This window comes from Caproiciproducens sp. NJN-50, from assembly GCF_004103755.1.
GTDB lineage: Bacteria > Bacillota > Clostridia > Oscillospirales > Acutalibacteraceae > Caproicibacter.
Window position 1 is genome coordinate 3,095,707 of the sequence record NZ_CP035283.1, and the last position, 19,609, is coordinate 3,115,315.

The following is a 19,609-nucleotide window of genomic DNA, read 5'->3' on the forward strand; positions in this document are numbered from 1 at the left end:
TCTCGCTTCAAAACGTTTAAAACGGAATCAGGCTTTTGCCCTTTTTTCCTTAATTGCCGCCTGGGCAGCCGCAAGGCGTGCGATCGGCACGCGGAACGGTGAGCAGGAAACATAATCAAGGCCGGCAAAATGGCAGAACTCGACGGAAGACGGGTCACCGCCATGCTCGCCGCAGATGCCGAGGTGAATGTTCGGGCGGGTCGCGCGGCCGTCTTCGACCGCCATCTTGATCAGCTTGCCCACGCCCACCTGGTCGAGATGCGCAAACGGATCGGATTCGTAAATTTTCTTCTCATAGTAATAATCAAGGAACTTGCCGGCGTCGTCGCGGCTGAATCCGAAGGTCATCTGGGTCAGGTCGTTGGTGCCGAAGCTGAAGAACTCAGCCTCCTTGGCAATGTCGCCCGCGGTCAGCGCGGCACGCGGAATCTCGATCATGGTGCCGACCTGGTACTTCATCTTGACGCCCGCCTCGGCGATGATCTTGTCAGCCGTGGCGACGACGACGTCCTTGACATATTTCAGCTCTTTGATCTCGCCCACGAGCGGAATCATGATGCGCGGTTCGACATTGTAGCCCGGATGCGCCTTGTTGACGTTGATGGCGGCGTTGATGACGGCCGCGGTCTGCATCTCGGCAATTTCCGGATAGGTGACGGCAAGACGGCAGCCGCGGTGACCCATCATCGGGTTGAATTCGTGCAGGCTGGCGATCACGTTCTTCAGGTGCTCGACGGTGATGCCCAGTTCGCCTGCGATCTCCTTGATATCCGACTCCTTGGTCGGCAGGAACTCATGCAGCGGCGGATCCAGGAAGCGGATAATCACCGGACGGCCTTCCATCGCGCTGTACAGGCCCTCGAAATCGCCCTGCTGGTACGGCATGATCTTCGCAAGAGCCTTTTTGCGCTCCTCGACCGTCTCGGAAACGATCATCTCGCGCATCGCCTTGATGCGGGTGCCTTCAAAGAACATGTGCTCGGTGCGGGTCAGGCCGATGCCCTCGGCGCCGAATTCACGCGCCTGCTTCGCATCCTTCGGGGTGTCCGCGTTGGTGTAAACCTGCAGTCTCCTCGCCTTGTCGGCCCAAGCCATGAAGCGACCGAAGTCGCCGGAAATGGTGGCCGGAACGGTCGGGATCGCCGCATCGTAAACATTGCCGGTGGAACCGTCAATGGAGATGTAGTCGCCTTCCTTCACGGTCTTGCCTGAAAGAGTGAACTGCTTTTTGTCATAGTCAACGACAATTTCGCCGCAGCCGGAAACACAGCAGGTGCCCATGCCGCGCGCGACAACCGCCGCGTGGGAGGTCATGCCGCCGCGGACGGTCAGGATACCCTGCGCGACCGCCATGCCCTCGATGTCTTCCGGAGAGGTCTCAAGGCGCACCAGAACGACCTTTTCGCCTTTCTTCGCCCACTCCTTTGCATCGTCGGCGGAGAAAACGACTTTGCCGCAGGCGGCACCCGGAGAAGCCGCCAGGCCGTGGCCGATGGCTTTCGCCTTCTTGATGGCTTCGGCATCAAACTGCGGGTGCAGCAAAGCGTCGAGCTGCTTCGGCTCCACGCGGAGAACGGCCTCTTCCTCATCGATCATGCCCTCGTCCACCAGGTCGCACGCGACCTTCAGCGCGGCGGCCGCCGTGCGCTTGCCGTTGCGGGTCTGCAGCATGAACAGGTGGCCGTCTTCGATGGTGAATTCCATATCCTGCATGTCCTTGAAATGATTCTCAAGATTCGTCGCAATTTTGACGAACTGATCGTACACTTCCGGCATCTGATCTTTCAGGTGGCTGATCGGGGACGGCGTGCGGACGCCGGCGACGACATCCTCGCCCTGCGCGTTGATAAGGTATTCGCCGAACAGCGCCTTCTCGCCGGTCGCCGGGTTGCGGGTGAACGCGACGCCCGTGCCGGAGTGGTCGCCGGAGTTGCCGAAAGCCATCTGCTGGACGTTGACCGCGGTTCCCCATTCGTAAGGAATTTCATTCATCTTGCGGTAAACGTTCGCGCGGGGGTTATCCCAGCTGCGGAACACCGCTTTCACAGCCTCGATCAGCTGCTCCTTCGGCTCCTGCGGGAACGGCTTGTGCTCGTTGTCCTCATAGATCTTTTTGAAAATACCGACCAGCTTCTTCAGGTCTTCGGCAGTCAGGTCGACGTCGTTCTTCACGCCTTTTTCGGCCTTCATTTTATCGATTTCTTCTTCGAACAGGCTCTTGGAAACGCCCATGACGACGTCCGAGAACATCTGAACAAAACGGCGGTAGCTGTCATAAGCAAAACGCGGATTGCCGGTCTTTTTTGCCAAGCCCTCAACGGCCTCGTCATTCAGGCCCAGATTCAGGATCGTGTCCATCATTCCGGGCATGGATTGACGCGCGCCGGAACGAACGGAAACAAGAAGAGGATTGCTGATGTCTCCGAAGGTCTTCCCGGTGATTTTCTCCAGGCCCTTCATATGATCAAAAATATCCTTCTCAATTTCTCCATTGATCTGGCGGCCGTCCTCATAGTACTGGGTGCAGGCATCGGTGGTGATGGTAAAACCCTGCGGCACCGGCATCCCGGCTTCGGTCATTTCTGCCAAACCGGCGCCTTTGCCGCCCAGAGTGTTCTTCATCGTGGTCATGTCGCCGTGAAAGGCCTCGCTGCCCTCGGTGAAGTAGTAAAGATATTTATTGCTCATGAAACTACCTCCTGAAAAGAATAAAAATTGTGTTTGGTGAACATTCGCGTTCGATCGCAAATCGCTCAAACTGTATTATATCAAATACCCGAATCAAATGCTATATGTTTTTCCTAATCACAGGCATTATTTTTTCCCTTGTTTCCTAAAAAATTCCGGTGTGGGGCCGGAAAGTCAGCCCAGCAGGAACTTTGCGTACGCGGCGTCCGCCCGCCGGACCAGGATGACATAATAATCCTTAATGGAAGGCCCTCCCCGGGAGAGGCCCCCGCTCCTTCCTCCCAAGAAATTCATGGAAAACCGGAGCGAATTGTTTCTGATCTTCGCCTTGAATTTCATCCCGCCTTCCCGCAGCATAATCTGTTTTCTGAGATATTCTTCATAATCCGTGCTGAGGTAAACCTCAACCCAATCCGCATCAAACAGTTTCATGGAGCATCTCCCTTCTTTCGGAACACGGACCGGGTTTAACCGCAAATCCTGATTACCATTTATATCCATTTTCTGGTTCTATTTTATTTCATACAAGGGAAATAGTCAAATCATTTTTAACAGGAAGCCGCAAGAAATTTAACATATGGCCTGAAATAGCTTGAAAAAAAAAATGAATATGAGATAATAGTAGCGAAAGAGACATGGAACGCAATACAGTAAATATGCAGAAAAATGCAGACCCCATAGGTTACGGAGGAATCAGCATGCCACAGGAAAACTGCGCCGTGATTCTGGCTGCGGGAGAAGGAAAACGGATGAAGCGGGACTATCCGAAGGCCCTCGCCCCCGTTCTTTTCAAGCCGATGCTGGAATGGGTTCTCGACTCCGTGAAAGCGGCTGGGATCGGGCGTCTGTGCGTCGTAACCGGCCATCTGCACGAACAGGTGGAACGGTTTGCGGCCGCATACGACCGCAGCATTCAAATCGCTTACCAGCCGCAGCGGAGGGGCACCGGGCACGCCGTGATGATGGCGGCCGATTTTTTGCGCTCAAACGCGGGTTCGGACGTTTTGATCCTGAACGGGGACTCCCCGCTGATCAGCTCAAAGGATATTCAGAAAGCGCAGGGAGCTCACCGTGAAAAAAGCGATGCCGTAACGGTCATTTCGGCGGAAGTCCCGGACCCCGCCGGGTACGGGCGCATCGTGCGCGACCCGCAGACCGGATCTCTCGCCGCCATTGTGGAGCAGAGGGACGCCTCCCCGGAAGTCCGAAGGATCCGGGAAATCAACTCCGGAGCATACTGGTTCCGAGCTGAAGACCTGCTCGGAATCCTTTCAGATATCAGGGACGACAACACGCAGGGGGAATACTATCTGACGGACGCCGTCCGCCTCCTGATCGAGCGGGGCAAAAAAGCGGGCGCCTGCAAGGCCGGCAGCGCGGATGCGGTGCTGGGCGCCAACGACTGCCTTCAGCTCTCGGAGCTGAACCGCATCGCGCGGGAAAAAATTCTGACCGCTCTCCTTCTGCAGGGGGTCGATATTCCCTGCAGGGACGGAGTCGTCATCGGACCGGACGTCGCCGTCGGCCGGGGCGTCAGCATCCTGCCTGGAACGATCCTCCGGGGCAGGACATCGGTGGGGCCCCGCTGTGTGATCGGCCCCAATACCGTCGTGACGGACTGCGCGGTCGGCGAAGGCGCGGTCCTTAATTCCGTACAGTGCAGCGGCTGCACCATAAAGCCTGGGCAGACCGTTGCTCCTTATACCACCATGACCGAAAAAGCAAAGACAGACAAAAAATAGGGGGATAAACACAAATGAGTTTTCATGGGAAAGACATCAAAATCTTTGCCGCCAGCGCAAGCCGGGAAACGGCTGAAAAGATCGCCAAATGTTTGGGGCTTCCGCTGGGCAGAAGCGATGTCGGCACGTTCAGCGACGGTGAAATATCGGTCTCCATCTACGATTCGGTCCGCGGTTCCGACTGCTTCATTGTTCAGTCCACCTGCGCGCCCGTCAACAACAACCTGATGGAGCTGCTGATTATGATCGACGCCATGAAGCGCGCTTCCGCGGCGAGGATCACCGCCGTCATTCCTTATTTCGGCTACGCCCGCCAGGACCGCAAGGCGAAGGCGCACGACCCCATTACGGCAAAGCTCTGCGCCGACCTGCTGACCACGGCCGGGGCGAACCGGGTCCTGACCATGGACCTGCACGCGTCGCAGATCCAGGGGTTTTTCAACATCCCGGTCGACCATCTGCTGGGGGTGCCCCTGCTCGCCTCCCACATGAAGGAGCTGATTGCCGGGCACGCCGATGAATATGTTGTGGTCTCCCCCGACCTCGGCTCCGTCACACGGGCGCGCAATTTTGCCAGCCGCCTCGGGGTCCCGCTCGCCATCGTGGACAAACGCCGGCAGAAGGCGAACGTCTGCGAAGTCATGAACATCATCGGCAATGTGAAGGGCCAGAAGGTCATCCTGGTCGACGACGTGGTCGACACCGCCGGCACGCTCTGCAACGCGGCCCAGGCGATCATGGACAGCGGCGCCCTGCAGGTCACGGCCTGCGCGACGCACGGCGTGCTCTCCGGGCCCGCGATCGAGCGGATCCAGAACAGCCCGATCAAGAATCTCTTCCTGCTCAGCACCATTCCGATCCCGAAGGAAAAAATGCTGCCGAATATGACGGTCCTCTCCGTCGCTCCGCTGTTTGCCGAAGCGATCGACCGCATTTACGAGGACAAACCGGTATCCCCCATGTTTGTCTGATTGACTTGCGGCCGGGCGGCTTTTCTGCGTTCTAAGGCGGGGCGGATCATCCGTCCCGCCCGTTTCCGTATTCTTCTTTACGATTTTAGGAGTGTGCCATGCTGAACAATCTGTTCCACATCCGGCCGCAGCCGGCCGGTCAGGCGGAATACCTGGTGGTCGGCCTCGGCAATCCGGGCCCCAAATACGAGGAGACCCGCCACAACGCCGGATTCATGGCCGTCGATTACATCGCCGGGCAGGCCGGCGCGACCATCGACCGGCTGAAATTCAAAGGGCTCTGCGCCCCGGCGCGGATCGGCGGAAAAAACGTGCTGCTGCTAAAACCCGGAACCTACATGAACCTGAGCGGCCAGAGCGTGGTGGAAGCGATGGGCTTCTACCATATTCCCCCGGAAAAGGTCATCGTGCTGTACGACGACATCAGCTTCCCTCCGGGAAAGCTGCGCATCCGCTTAAAGGGCAGCGACGGCGGGCAGAACGGGATGAAGAACATCATCTATCTCACCGGCAGCGACCGCATTCCGCGCATCCGGCTCGGCACCGGCGACCGGCCGGACCGGCGGTGGGACCTCGCGGACTGGGTCCTTTCGCGCTTTTCGCCGGAGGACCGCAAGCGGTTCGATGAGGCGGTCGCCCGCGCGAACGACGCCGTCGCCCTGATGGTGCAGGGCAAAGCGGCGGATGCGATGAATCTTTACAACGGGAATTGACCTGCCCGGCTGTCCGCTTCTAATGCAGCTGAAACGCAGGGGGAGGGTCGCATGCATTTTTTTAAAACTGTTTTTTCACCTAAAACTATCATGGAATGCTTTTCGCTGGCTTTGCGATTCGTCGGCGCGGCCTATGCCGTGATAGGCGCGGTTTCCGCCGATTTCGCCGATCTGGAGATCGGCGCGGTACTTTTGCTTCTCGCCCTGTGCCTATGGCTCGTTGCAAACATGCACAACAAAAAGGTAGAAATTCTGAGGGAGAACGGCTTTCGCGTTCAGGCCAGAATCCGTTTCATCCGTAAGTATTGGCTGACCGGCATTTCATGCGGGGCACAAAGGCACCCCTGGCGCTTTTTCTATAAATACAAATACGGCGGGGAAAGTTATCGAGGACGCAGCGACCTGCTGTGGGAACACCCGGATTTTGGGTCCGGCGATCCGGTAACCGTTTTGATCGATGAAAACAATCCCGAAAAAAGCTGCCCCGATTTCATTCCCGCATTCAAATAAAGGGGATTTTCATGGAATTTCTGACAAACGCGATCCGCGGACTCAAGGAATTTTCAGACCTGGAAGCCGCGGTTGACAGCCGGGCGCTGCCGGCCGCGGTGACCGGTGTCTCCGGGGTCCACAAGGCAAATATCATCTATTCGCTCTGCGCCGACCTGCGGCGCAGGGCTTTTGTCGTCGCGGGCGACGAACCGGAGGCGCAGCGGCTTTGCTCCGACCTCGCGGCAATGGGCCTGAAGCCTCTGTTCTACCCGGCGCGCGACTTTTCCTTTCATGACGCGGAGGGCAGTTCGCACGAATACGAGCATCAGAGGCTGCAGGTACTGGAACGCATCCTCTCCGGCGGCTGCGACGCGGTCGTCTGCTGCATCGACGCCGCGCTGCAGCTCACCATCCCGCCCGCAGAGCTGAAACGCCGCACCGCCGTGCTCGAGGCGGGAAAAAGCGTACCGATGGAACGGGTGCTGGAAGCTCTTTCCGCGTGCGGCTATGAGCGGGCCGTGCAGATCGAGGGCGCGGGGCAGTTCGCGTCGCGCGGCGGAATCCTGGATTTCTATCCCCCGGGCGGCGAAGCGCCGGTCCGCGCGGAATTTTTCGGGGAAGAGATCGATTCGCTGTCGCTGTTCGACCCAATCTCCCAGCGGCGGACCGAGAACATCCAAAGCGCCGTGATCGAACCGGCGGCGGAAGCGCTGATCGAACATCCCCGGGTCCTGGCGGAACGGATCCGGAAGCTCGCCGGCGAGCTGCGGGGGAAAACCGCCCCGGCGGCCAAAGCCGTCCTGAACGAACAGGCCGGCAAGCTGGAAAACGGTCTGCGCCTGGGCTGCGCGGATAAATTTCTTCCCCTTCTGTACGGGGAAAAGGCGACGCTTTTCAGTTATCTGACGGATGACGCCCTGCTGTTTGTCAGCGAACCGGTCAAATCGCGCGAGCGGATGCGCGGCGCGCTGTGGCAGTGGGGCGAGGACCTGAAGGACCTGTTCTCCGACGGGACGCTCTGCCGCGGCCTGGACAGCTACAGCGGGGACTGGGCCTCGGCTCTTGCGGCGTTTGAACGCTTCGGCGCGGTCTATCTGGACGCCTTCGTTCACGGCGGCTACGAAACGCCGGTGCGCTCCCTCATCGGCATGAGCGCGCGCCAGCTTTCCACCTGGGGCGGCAGCATCCAGCTCCTGGCCGAGGACCTGCAGAACATGCTCGCGAACCGCTGGGCCTGCGCCGTGCTGTGCGGCTCCGACCGCGCGGCGCGCACCGTCGCCGCGGATTTGCAGGTCAAGGGGATCAACGCGGCGTTTGTGGAAAGCCCGGTCAGGATCGAACGCGGCGAGGTGGTCGTGACCATCGGCGCGCTGTCCGGCGGTCTGGAATACCCCGGCGCCTTCTTCGGCCTGATCACGCACGGGCGCGCGGCGCTTCCCCATGTGAAAAAAGCCAAAAAGAAAAAGAGCGGCGAGGCGGTTTACAGCATTTCCGACCTGACGCCCGGGGACTACATCGTCCACGCCACACACGGCATCGGCGTCTTTGAAGGGATCCATAAAATCGACATGAACGGCGTCGTCAAGGACTACATCAAGGTGCGGTACGCAAAAAGCGACCTTCTGTACGTCCCGGTGACGCAGCTCGACATGGTGTCCAAATACATCGGCCCGCGGGAGGACGCCAACGTCCGCCTGAGCCGCCTGGGCGGCAGCGACTGGCAGAAGGCGAAGGCCCGGGTGCGGCGCGCGGTCAAGGATATCGCGGACGACCTGATCCGGCTTTACGCCCAGCGGATGCAGGCCCAGGGGCACGCGTTCGCCCCGGACTCGGAATGGCAGCACGACTTCGAGGCCCATTTCGAGTTCGACGAGACGGAGGACCAGCTGCGCTGCATCGAGGAGATCAAGGCGGACATGGAAAAAAGCGCGCCGATGGACCGGCTCCTGTGCGGAGACGTCGGGTTCGGCAAGACGGAGGTGGCGCTGCGCGCCGCGTTCAAATGCATCACGGATTCCATGCAGTGCGCGATGCTGGTGCCGACCACGATCCTCGCCTGGCAGCACTACCAGACCATCACCCGGCGCATGGAGGGCTTCCCCATCCGCGTCGAGCTGCTTTCGCGTTTCCGGACGCCGAAGGAGCAGGAAGAAATCATCAGGAAACTTGAGCGCGGCGAAATCGACATGGTGGTCGGAACGCACCGCCTGATCTCCAAGGACGTCGAATTCCGCAATCTAGGCCTCATCATTGTCGATGAGGAGCAGCGCTTCGGCGTCGCGCAGAAGGAGCGTCTGAAATCGCGGTACAAGGACGTGGACGTCCTCACGCTCTCCGCGACGCCGATTCCCCGCACGCTCAACATGGCGCTGTCCGGCATCCGGGACATGAGCGTGATCGAAGAGGCGCCGCACGACCGGCACCCCGTTCAGACCTATGTGCTGGAACACGACGACGGCATCATTTACGAAGCCATCCGCCGCGAGCTGCGGCGCGGCGGGCAGGTTTACTACCTGCACAACGACGTGGGGAGCATCCAGCGCGCCGCCGCGAAGATTCAGGAGGCGATCCCGGAAGCGAAGGTCGGATTCGGCCACGGAAAAATGAATGAGCAGGAGCTTTCGGAGGTCTGGCGGCGCCTGATCGAGCAGGAAATCGACGTCCTGGTCTGCACCACGATCATCGAGACCGGCGTGGACGTGCCGAACGTCAACACGCTGATTATTGAAAACGCCGACCACATGGGCCTTTCGCAGCTGCACCAGATCCGCGGCCGCGTCGGGAGGTCCAGCCGCCGGGCGTTCGCCTACCTGACCTTCAAGCGGGACAAGGCGCTTTCCGAAATCGCGCAGAAGCGCCTGTCCGCCATCCGCCAGTTCACGGAGTTCGGCTCCGGGTTCAAGATCGCGATGCGCGACCTGGAGATCCGCGGGGCGGGCAACATCCTCGGCGGAGAACAGCACGGGCACATGGAGGCCGTCGGCTACGACATGTACCTGCACCTGCTGGCCGAGGCCGTCGGCCGCGCCAAGGGCGAAACGGTGCAGGAGTACGGCGAGGAATGCCTGGTCGACATGCAGGTCACCGCCCACATCCCGGAAAGCTATATTTCCGACCTGAACCAGCGGCTCGACATCTACCGGCGCATCGCGGACATCCGCACGCGCGAGGACGCGCTCGACGTCACCGACGAGCTGATCGACCGCTTCGGCGAACCGCCGGCCAGCGTAAACGGCCTGGTCGACATCGCGCTGCTGCGCAACGTCGCCTCCCGCCTCGGCATCCGCGAAGTCCGGCAGCAGGAAAACACGCTGTTCCTCTATTCCGACCGCATCGACATGAAAAGGATCGGCGCTCTGGTGTCCGCCCTGCGGGGCCGCGTGCTGCTCAACGCCGGGGCCAAGCCCTATGTCAGCGTGAGGATCGCCCAAAACGAGACTCCCCTGCAGACGCTTTCCCAGGCCCTGAAGCTGATGGAGGCCCCGCCGGAAGGATGAAGGCCGGATGAGAAAACCGGCCAGGATGAAAAAAGCATGGACAGCCCACCCGAAAAAGTGTATAATTGCAATAATCCATCAAACGCCGCAGGAAGAATGTTAAGAATATCGGAGTGTGTCATATGAAAAAAATAAAAAAGATCGCCGCGCTGCTCCTCGCCGCGGTCATGCTGGCCTCCACAGCCGCATGTTCCTCCGACAAGAGCTGGTGTGCGAAAAACGACAGCCTGACCGTGCCGGTCGGGAGTTATATTTACTATCTCTACTCCGCGTACGCAAGCGCCTCTTCCAAAGTGCCGGACTCCACCAAGGCCGTGCTGGACCAGAAGATCGACAGCAAGGACGCCGCGACCTGGATCCGCGAAAAGGCGCTGAATTCCGCCAAATCGCTGTTCGTCATCGACAAGAAAATGAAGGACCTGAAGCTGACCCTGACGGACGCCGAGAAATCCACCATCAAGACCAGCACGGACAACTTCTGGAACAGCTACGGAAGCACGCTGGAGGAATACGGCGTCGCGAAGAGCTCCTACGAGCTGGCAGCCGCCGAATACGGAACGAAATATCAGAAGGTCTTTAACGCCGTTTACGGCAAGGGCGGGTCCAAGGCGGTTTCGGACAATGAGCTGAAAAGCTTTTTTGAGAAGAACTACACCGATTTCTCTTACGTGCTGTGCAAGCTGTACAAGACGGATTCCAGCGGAAATTATTCCGCTTCGTTCTCCGACACCGAAAAGAAAAAGGCCGAGGCCCAGTTCAACGATTACGCTTCCAAGATCAAAGCCGGGACCATGACGCTTCAGCAGGCGGCCGACGCTTACAAATCCGCCGATCCGGACATTTCGGTCCAGACAGAAACCGTCGATCTCAAGACCAACACGCAGGGATACCCGGACGATCTGGTAAAGATACTGGACGGCATGAAGGCCGGAGAAACCAAGGCGGCGGAGATCTCGGACGGTTACCTGTATCTGTTGGCAACAAAGAACGACATCACGAAAAAGACCGAGGAGCAGATGAAAACCGACAGCGGGCGCAGCGGCCTTCTCGCCGATTACAAGGGGCAGGAATTCTCCGACGAAATTTCCAAGGAAGCCGATTCCATCAGCGGCGTGACCGTAAACGAAAAAGCGGTCAATTCCTATAATCCGTCGATGTTCGTGACGGAGGAGTAATTGCTGAAGCATCTAAAAGGACCGGCCCATATGGGCCGGTCCTTTTAGATGTTATTTTAATTATCTGTATTGGAGGAACTTATAAGCATTTTAAAAGGAAAACGATTATTTCTTTGGTTAGTGTTAGCTAACCTCTGTGACTTCAGTTTACCATCACTCAGCCGTTCTGTCAAGGCTTTTCCTGAAAATTCGCTCTTTTTTATAGAAAAGCGCTCCGCCAGGCAGAGGCAGCGCGGCAAATGAACGCTGCCTGTTTCCTCGTCAGTACAGCACGACCGTGCCGTCCTTCACCGCGCAGCGGCATTCATAGCTCTTCTGACTGCCGGTCTGCGCATCGTAGACGGAATTGAATTCAAAGGAATCCTTCCCGTCGGTCAGAAGGTAGCGCGCGATGAGGAACCGGTCGTCCACGCAGGTGACGAATTTGCCGAGGTCGCTCGGAAATTTCGCGTCCACTCCGGAGTTCATGACGCCGGCCACTTTGCAGAAGCCGTCGGCCTCCGTGATGCGGTAGGCGCGCCCGCCCTGCGGGTCGATGCTGAACATCGCGTCTTCCTCCTCCTGCCCAAGGCTGAGCGTCGCGGCGACCGACTTTCTGCCGCTGCGCTTGTCATAGGCGCACAGGCGCTGGTCCCCGGTCGGGAAATAGCGCGCCCGGAAGTAGAGGCTGCGGCCGTCCATCCCGGCATAGCGCACCAATCCGCTGGTTCCCGCACTGAGAATCAGTTCCAGCGGGACGCGCTCCTCCCCCGCCTTGACCGAAACGATCAAATCCAGCAGGGGGCAGAGCCAGACGTTGTCGTTGACTTCGTCCCCCAGCCAGCGCATATTGCGAAAACATTTGAGCTTTTCCTCTTCGTTCCCGTGCGGCTGGAGGACCAGAATCTGACGCTCGCCGTCCAGATCATAGGAAATCAACCCGGCGGCGTTTCCATTGCAGATACGCGGGTCCCTGACGTAGTAATACCGCCCCTCGTCCAGATCGTACAGATAGGCCACGCGGGAGAAGCCGGTCAGTTTTTTGTATTCGCGGAACAGACGGCGGTGGCGTTCGTTCGCGCAGGTATATAAGATCACGTGGCTTTCGTCGAGCGCGCGGCATTCGGCAAAGGCGCCGATGAAATTCAGCCGGGCCATGCTTTTCTCCGCTCCGGTATTCTTGTCCACCCGCAGAATCCAGACCGTGCTTTCGCCGGATTCCATCACGACGACGATGTCCTCCGGAAAGCTGAAAAAGTGCTGCACATAAGCCGGGTCGGTTAAAAAGTAGTTCGCGATAATGCGTTCCCGGTGCGTTTTCAGGTTGTATTCCAGAAGGAAAAGGCTGTTGTGCCCCTCCTCCGATTTTTCTTCGGCGTAATAGATCCTGTCCGCTTCAAATTCAATCAGCGAAACATTGCTGCTGGTAAACAGATTCCGCAAATCAACCACTTTCACCGGTCTCACCCCCGACCTTTTCATTATATCAGAAACCATCGAAAAATCCAATTCCGCATTGCCCGCTCAGGGCCTTTTTTTCTCATTTCATGCTATAATAGGAATCATCAGGGAGATGAAACGCCGTGCATGTGGTAAAAGCGAACTCAATGCTCGAAGTGGACCTTCACGGACTGACCGCGGAGGACGCGAAGCGCCGACTGGAACATCTTCTTTCGAGCGCCGGACCGGAGGTCAAGGAGGTCCGGGTCATTCACGGCTACAACTCCGGGCAGGCCCTGCGCGACATGGTCCGCCTGAGGCTGAAGCATCCGCGCATCGCCTCCAAGCTCGTCACGCTGAATCCGGGGGAAACCAGGCTTCTGCTCCTTCCCCCGGAGAAAAAGAAGGGCCGCTGACGGCGGTTCAGGGGGGATTTTCCGATGCTTCACCGAAACCGGGCGTTTCTCTTTTCCGTACTCGCGGTGCTTGCCTGCGGGGCTTTTCTCGCCGTTTTCTGGCTGCGGCCTCAGCCCGGTGGCGGAGCCCGCCCCGGAAAAAGCGGGGCGTCCTCGAAGGCAGCGTATTACACGGCGGCGGATTTCGGAATCCAAACCGTCCACAGCCCCGTTGATTTCAATCAGAACGGAACGGACGATTACACCGACCTTCTGCTCGGGGCGCGCGGGGACGCGGAAAACATGCCGGAATACGACAATTCCTATTATCAGGGCGGGTATCCGCCGGACGGTTCCGGCGCCTGCACGGACCTCGTCTGGCGCGCGTTCCGGAACGCCGGGTACTGCCTGAAGGACATGGTGGACCGGGATATCGCGGAACACGCGTCCGACTACCCCGTCAACGGGAAGCCGGACCCGAACATCGACTTCCGGAGGACGGCGGATCTGAAAATCTATTTTGAGCGGCACGCCGTCTCCCTGACGACGGACCTGAAGCAGACCGCCGAGTGGCAACCCGGCGACATCGTCACGTTCGGGACCCACCACATCGGGATCATTTCCGACCGCCGGGACAAGGACGGCGTTCCCTTCCTGATCCACAACGCGGGCCAGGCGGAGCGCGAGGAGGATGTGCTGGCGCACTACGGCGAAATCAGCGGGCATTTCCGGTTCGACGCGAGCCGGCTGGACAAAAACGAACTGATTGCGTTCGATTCATCGAAATGAGGAGGCCTCTTTGCGCTCAGGCCGCGCGGGGCCGTTTTTTCTGGCCTGTGGCCCGGTGGCTCTTAACCTTTTATTTCTTCTGATTTTCTCTTTTGCGCTCGGGCCGCGCAGGGACGCACAGCGTCTTTTGCGCCTACGGCGGTCGCGACTTCAGCCTTTTTTGCGAACAGGCCGCGCAGGCCCGTTTTTTCTGGCCTATGGCCCGGTGGCTCTTAACCTTTTATTTCTTCTGATTTTCTCTTTTGCGCTCGGGCCGCGCGGGCCCATACTTTCGTAATCAGACGAAAGTACGCAAAGCCTGAGTCGGGGGGAACTTCAACTTCCCAACGGGAGGGGCACCTAAACGTTCCCCCCGACGCCCCCCGGCACCTGTCATGCAAAACGGTTCCGTTATCAAGCGAGTGATTCCCATTGGACGTTCCCAATCTTACGCCAAATGTAAAAAGGAAGCTCTCTGAAAATTTTCAGCTTTCTTTTACAACACCCTATGGCATCAGCTTTTCAGCCCCCGTCGTCAATGAAAAGCTGTTGTTAGAAGAACAGAAAAAATTTTCTTGACGGCTCCCGGGGGGTGTTAGGGGGACCATCCGGTCCGGACGTGCCTACGGCATACCCGGCTGAGAAAACATCGTCGCTTCCCTGTTTTTTCGCCGCTCCGGGAACGTAAATCGTAGATGCAGCGGTACGCTGCCCCCACCCGTACTTTGCCTCCTTTCGGGCAGGCTGAGCCTGCATGCACGTTTTCCGCCCAGGGTTTGCTGAGTGGAAACCAAAGGAGAGCGCAAGACTGTTTCTGACTGCTGTCCATAGTCATGATCCGCCGTAGGCGAGTAAGACGCTGTGCGTCCCTGTCCGGCCTGAGGACAGAAAAAGAAAATAGAAGAAATAACAAGTGAAGAAGCCCCGGGCCGCAGTCCGAAAAGAGCGACCAGACCCGGCAGTTCCGGGAGAACCCTATCTCCGTCCCGCTAAACAAGGCAAGCGTGCAGGCTCAGCCTGCAATTTTATAGTTGAATTTTGGTAAATTAAGGATTATAATAGAATCGCAAGGTAAATAAAAAACGCAATGCAGGGATGGAGTGTGCAACCACCCCACCCCCTGCATACGGAGAGCCACCCTCCATATACCACGGAATTCACCGCGCATTGCAGGACCTATTATACTTCCTTTTTCTGTTTTTGTACAGGGGAAGGAAGGAGAAACACTTCTTTTTCCTCCTGTATCTGCGCGCGCGCCGGTGTATGGAATGACAAATTCCGTACCGGCGCTTTTTGTTGCCTTGCGGGCAACGATGACGTTGCATCCAACGGCCCACCATTCAGCAAGCAGTGAAATGATCGGTTGAGACAGGTGGGACGGAGGAAGGAATCTCCCGACGGCACATTACGCCACTTTCAAAACCCCGGTTTCCAAAGCGTTGGGGAAAAAGCTGATGGACAGCTTTCCCCATGCCGTGGGCGCCGCAGGTGCGAACGGGTCGAATGGCCTGGGAGATTTCCGGAACCGTCCTGCCAAACCAAACCGCGAATTTTCGCCGTTCCGTCTGGCAGGCCGAAGGGTGCGGCGACACGCCGCCCGCCGGCGGAATTCCGAATGTATGTGAAAGAAGTATGAACGCGGAAAGTCCAGCCCATACCCGGCGCAGTGAGAGAGATTCCGCCGGCAAAAAAAGGGAGCGGAGCGTCCAATCGGGCGCTTCGCTCCCGATTTTTATTAACAATCCGTTGAATCACTTCGTCATAATACGGAAGGCAGTATTTTACCTCAGGCTGGACGTAGACGTGCAAACATCTTTTACGCTACCGGTTTCTTTTCAAATACTCTGTGGCCATAGCTTTGGAGCCCCGTCGTCAATGGGAAGCAGTCGTCTGATAACAGAACCGTTCTGCATGACAGGTGCCGGGGGTGCAGGAGGGACGGTTAGATACCCCTTTCGATGGGAATTTGAAGTCCCCCCTCTTTTATTCGTTTCAGCATTCCCCAATAGAGGGCTCCAAAGTTGAGATGTTAGATTCAATCAATTTGATTCTGATCTTCATGGTCGCGTAGCGCAATAGACGCTTTGCGTCCCTGCGCGGCCTGCGCGCAATGAAGAAACATAGAAGAAATTTTGGGTTAAAAGTCACCGGGCCTTGGGCCCGCAGAAAATCCGGCCGGATGGTCCGTGCCTTCCGGACCGGCGATGCGCTGTTCCTCGATCCGGTACCGCGGGCGGGCCTTTGTCTCCGCATAGATTTTGCCGATATACGTGCCGAGGACGCCCATGCCGAGGAGCACCAGCCCGCCGAGCAGCCACAGCGACCAGAACGCCGCGATCCAGCCCGCCCATCCGGCGGCAAAGTGGGCGATTCCCGCCCAGACGGTGCCGATCAGGCCGATCAGGGCCGTCAGCATGCCGAGGTTGAAAATCAGCTTTAACGGCTTCACGCTGAACGACGTGATGCCGTCCACGGCGAACGCGAGCATTTTTTTGAGCGGATATTTTGACTCCCCGGCGAACCGCTCGTGCCGGTCATAGGTGACGACCGCGCTGCGGTAGCCGATGAGCGGGACCAGCCCGCGCAGGAACAGGTTCACCTCGCGGTACTCCGAAAGCGCGTCCAGCGCCCGGCGGCTCATCAGGCGGTAATCCGCGTGGTTGTAGACCACGTCTACCCCCAAAACCGCCATGAAGCGGTAGAATCCGAGCGCCGTCGCGCGCTTGAAAGCCGTATCGGTTTCCCGCTTGTTCCTCACGCCGTACACCACGTCGCAGCCGTCCAGATATTTCCGCACAAACTCGTCGAGGACGTCGACGTCGTCCTGAAGGTCCGCGTCCAGGCTGACCGCGCAGTCCGCAAATTTCCGCGCGGTCATCAGCCCGGCCAGCAGCGCGTTCTGATGCCCCCGGTTGTGCGCCAGCTTGACTCCGCCGACCAGCTCGTTGCGCTCATTGAATTCCGAGATCAGCCGCCAGGTGGCGTCCCGGCTGCCGTCGTCCACAAGCAGCATCCTGCTTTTCGGGTCCGCCAGTCCGGCGGACATCATCGAACGCAGCTTTTCCGTCAGGCGTTTTACCGTTTCCGGCAGGACCTGTTCCTCATTGTAACAGGGGATGACAAGATAAACGACCGGTACCGACATGGGAACCTCCACCTTCGCTTTCAGTTTTTCATTTCTTCTTCCGGATTTTTTACATCCGGAACGGCGTGCGGCGGGGCCGGGAAAACCCTCCCCGCGGGGTGAGACAGGCGCGGCGCGCGCAGATGCACCACCCGATAGATTTTTCTCTTTTTTTTCTGCTGTCCGCGGTCATACCGCCGGGTCACGATATAATAGAACGCAAACAGGAGGATTCCGCCCGCCGTCGCCGCGGCGCCCAGGGCCAGACCGGGCGTTTTGTAGCTGAAACGGATCCGGGAGGTCCCCGCCGGGACCCGGACGGCCATGAAGCCGACGTTCACCTTGACGATTTCCGCCGGTTTTCCGTTGACCTCGACGGTCCAGCCGCCCTCCCACGGGACGCTGAAAAACACCAGGCTGCTTTTGTCCGACGTAAACTCCGCCGAGAACCCGCCGTTGTCCTCCGTGAAAGAGGCGCATGCCTGTGCCGCCCGCGCGGTGCAGTCCGAAAAATAAGCCTCCTGCGAATAGTCCTGGCCGTTGACGTCCAGGTGGGAAAGGCCCTTCGCGTTCTTCCCCACGTCCGCGTCCTCCAGAACCACGGCCTTGAGCAGCAGCAGATTCCGATCGTCCTCCGCCAGGCCGTTGTATTCGGAGCGCGTCACATAGCTGTCATAAGCAAAGCCCATCGGGACAAAATAGTCGTTGCGGTAGACGTCGCAGCCGTTCTGCGTCGCGTAATAGCTCCACCCCGGCATGGCGGCGGTCCCGTCCTCCCCGGTGAACTTCTTTCCGGAATCGACGGGGTCGAACAGCCAGAGACAGCTCGTCAGCCCCCGTAGGCCGTAGTATTTCACGTCCGGGCGGGAGCCGACGTCCCGCTGCACGCCGATTGTCGGGTAAAATTCCATGACCGAGCCCGGCACGATGCTGTGGAACGCCTGAATGCTTGGCTTCTGCCAATACATGGCCTGGTTGTCCATGCCGTCGAAAACGTCGATCCGGCTGAACTCATCGGAATCCGGCAGATTGATCTGATCCCCTTTATTAAGCGAATAGGGGATGATCCATTTGTGGGTGTCGTCGCTCTGCGTTTTGCCGAGCGCGATGAAATAGGCCGCGTAAACAACGGTAATCAGCGTGATGCCGCCCATCAGGTAATGGAGGAACTGTTTGCGGTTCCTCCGGTAAAAACGGAAGGACAGCGTGAAAAGCGCGATGCTCAAAAGAGCGACGGCCACGTAGGGCCAGAACCGGGTCGGGTAATCCTCCAGCCCGAAGACGGTCTTTCCCTCTGAGGTTTTGTTCGGCATCAGCCCGATCGGGAGCGCGATGCCCAGTGTGATCCCCAGCGTCCATTTGATCGCGCGGGGCCAGTCCGATCTGCGGTCCTGCAGCGCCAGAATGGTCGCCAGCGCCAGCATCAGCGTCAGCATATAGAACCAGCGCGCGTAGTAGGACATGTTGAACAGCTGGAACGCGGCGTTCAGGATCGGCACGAAGGCCATGAAAAACAGGATGCAGATGATCGTTTTCAGCCAGTGCTTTTTCCTCACCTGGACAAACGCGAACACCCCGCTCATGCCGACGAGCGGGAACCACGCGCCGAGCGAAGCCCACTTCGCCTCCGAATTCGGGGTGAAGTTCGGGCGCGCCGGAATGTCCGGCGGGAAGAAAAAGCACTCCAGAATGTGGATATACCGCTGGTTCCAGTCGTAGAGGAGGGTCCCCCAGCCGGAGGGCGGGTTGTCGACGCGCGGATTCTGCACCGCCGCCAGAACGGTCGGCACAAGAAGGACCGAAGCGCACAGAACGCCGAGGACCGCCTCGCAGGCCAGAAGCAGAAAATCGCGCACCGAAAGCGTCCAGTTACGGCTCAGGAGGCGGACAAACCAGTAGATCAGCAGGAATACAACCTGTCCCACAAAAAAGTACCAGTTGACCATCGCGCACAGGAAGACCGTCAGTGCGAACACCCCGCGCCGGCGCGAATCCATGTACTCGTCCAGCGCCCAGAGCATCAGCGGAAAAAAGACGATCGCCTCGTGAAAATGGTTAAAGAAAATATTGTAGATGGAAAATCCGGAAAACGCGTACAGCATGCCGCCGATCACGGCGTAATCCGGGTCGCGGACATACCGCCGCAGATAGTTGAACGCCGTGAGGCTCGCGCAGCCGAATTTCAGCATCAGCAGCGGGCCCATCAGATGCGGCACCATCCAGCTCGGGAACGGGATCGTCAGCCAGAAGAACGGGCTGCCCAGCAGGTAAAACGTATAGGACCCGATAAAATTCGCGCCGAGGTCCGTCGTCCAGCTCCAGCCGATATTCCCGCTCCGGACCGCGTCGTGGCACATCTGGTAGAAGGGGACCTGCTGGACGTTGTAATCACCGTAAAAGAGGAAATATCCGCCGTCGAACAGAATAAAAGGAATAAAAAAAAGAAAGGATACGGCAAGGCCGTAAAAAAAAGCCTTGTAAAAATATTCCCTTGTCCCGTTTCCCCTCAGACCGTGAATTTTACCCACTGCTCCGCCTCCCATGCACCTTATCGTTCCATATTATAACACACCGCCCTGCCGAAACAAGAAAGATTCCTGGAGAAATGATGAATTTTTTGTATTG

Annotated in this window: 13 protein-coding genes; 8 read left to right on the forward strand and 5 right to left on the reverse strand. The window is 58.4% G+C overall.

The annotated features are described in order from the left end of the window. Positions 1–27 precede the first annotated feature (27 nt). Both ppdK and EQM14_RS15160 read right to left on the reverse strand, forming a co-directional pair. Positions 28–2,688 (reverse strand): pyruvate, phosphate dikinase, encoded by a 2,661-nt coding sequence (ppdK, locus tag EQM14_RS15155; protein ID WP_128744001.1) that lies wholly within the window; start codon positions 2,686–2,688, stop codon positions 28–30. A gap of 174 nt (positions 2,689–2,862) precedes the next feature. Then, entirely contained in the window at positions 2,863–3,120 is a 258-nt protein-coding gene (locus EQM14_RS15160; RefSeq protein ID WP_128744002.1) for a hypothetical protein, read from the reverse strand. 266 nt (positions 3,121–3,386) lie between these two features. Between EQM14_RS15160 and EQM14_RS15165 the strand changes: the two genes are divergently transcribed. The 6 genes from EQM14_RS15165 to EQM14_RS15190 all read left to right on the forward strand — a co-directional run bounded on the left by EQM14_RS15165 (position 3,387) and on the right by EQM14_RS15190 (position 11,278). Then, positions 3,387–4,430, forward strand: a complete 1,044-nt coding sequence (locus tag EQM14_RS15165) for a sugar phosphate nucleotidyltransferase (protein ID WP_128744003.1) — start codon at positions 3,387–3,389, stop codon at positions 4,428–4,430. Between the two features lie 14 nt (positions 4,431–4,444). Next, positions 4,445–5,401, forward strand: a complete 957-nt coding sequence (locus tag EQM14_RS15170; protein WP_128744004.1) for a ribose-phosphate diphosphokinase — start codon at positions 4,445–4,447, stop codon at positions 5,399–5,401. A gap of 98 nt (positions 5,402–5,499) precedes the next feature. After that, complete coding sequence (gene pth / locus EQM14_RS15175; protein WP_128744005.1) at positions 5,500–6,114, forward strand: aminoacyl-tRNA hydrolase; 615 nt, start codon at positions 5,500–5,502, stop codon at positions 6,112–6,114. A gap of 51 nt (positions 6,115–6,165) precedes the next feature. Beyond that, entirely contained in the window at positions 6,166–6,624 is a 459-nt protein-coding gene (locus EQM14_RS15180; RefSeq protein ID WP_128744006.1) for a hypothetical protein, read from the forward strand. An 11-nt stretch (positions 6,625–6,635) separates the two neighbouring features. Further along, complete coding sequence (mfd, locus tag EQM14_RS15185) at positions 6,636–10,103, forward strand: transcription-repair coupling factor (protein ID WP_128744007.1); 3,468 nt, start codon at positions 6,636–6,638, stop codon at positions 10,101–10,103. Between the two features lie 122 nt (positions 10,104–10,225). Next, a complete protein-coding gene (locus tag EQM14_RS15190) occupies positions 10,226–11,278 on the forward strand; it encodes a peptidyl-prolyl cis-trans isomerase (RefSeq protein WP_128744008.1) in 1,053 nt (350 codons plus the stop codon). A gap of 261 nt (positions 11,279–11,539) precedes the next feature. On the opposite strand, the gene EQM14_RS15195 is transcribed toward EQM14_RS15190, so the two are convergent. Then, the gene (locus tag EQM14_RS15195) at positions 11,540–12,715 is read right to left on the reverse strand and encodes a hypothetical protein (RefSeq protein WP_128744009.1); all 1,176 of its coding nucleotides are present in this window, start codon (positions 12,713–12,715) and stop codon (positions 11,540–11,542) included. 125 nt (positions 12,716–12,840) lie between these two features. Between EQM14_RS15195 and EQM14_RS15200 the strand changes: the two genes are divergently transcribed. Together EQM14_RS15200 and EQM14_RS15205 are read left to right on the forward strand one after the other, a co-directional pair. After that, complete coding sequence (locus EQM14_RS15200; protein ID WP_243112553.1) at positions 12,841–13,113, forward strand: Smr/MutS family protein; 273 nt, start codon at positions 12,841–12,843, stop codon at positions 13,111–13,113. Between the two features lie 24 nt (positions 13,114–13,137). Further along, positions 13,138–13,881 carry a DUF1287 domain-containing protein gene (locus EQM14_RS15205; protein WP_128744010.1) on the forward strand — a complete coding sequence of 248 codons (744 nt, stop codon included), beginning with the start codon at positions 13,138–13,140 and terminating at the stop codon, positions 13,879–13,881. A gap of 2,116 nt (positions 13,882–15,997) precedes the next feature. Here the strand turns inward: EQM14_RS15205 and EQM14_RS15210 are convergent. Together EQM14_RS15210 and EQM14_RS15215 are read right to left on the reverse strand one after the other, a co-directional pair. After that, positions 15,998–17,005 (reverse strand): glycosyltransferase family 2 protein, encoded by a 1,008-nt coding sequence (locus EQM14_RS15210; protein ID WP_128744011.1) that lies wholly within the window; start codon positions 17,003–17,005, stop codon positions 15,998–16,000. Positions 17,006–17,025: 20 nt separating this feature from the next. Next, positions 17,026–19,512: a YfhO family protein gene (locus EQM14_RS15215; RefSeq protein WP_243112554.1), complete on the reverse strand. Its 2,487-nt coding sequence runs from the start codon at positions 19,510–19,512 to the stop codon at positions 17,026–17,028. Positions 19,513–19,609 lie beyond the last annotated feature (97 nt).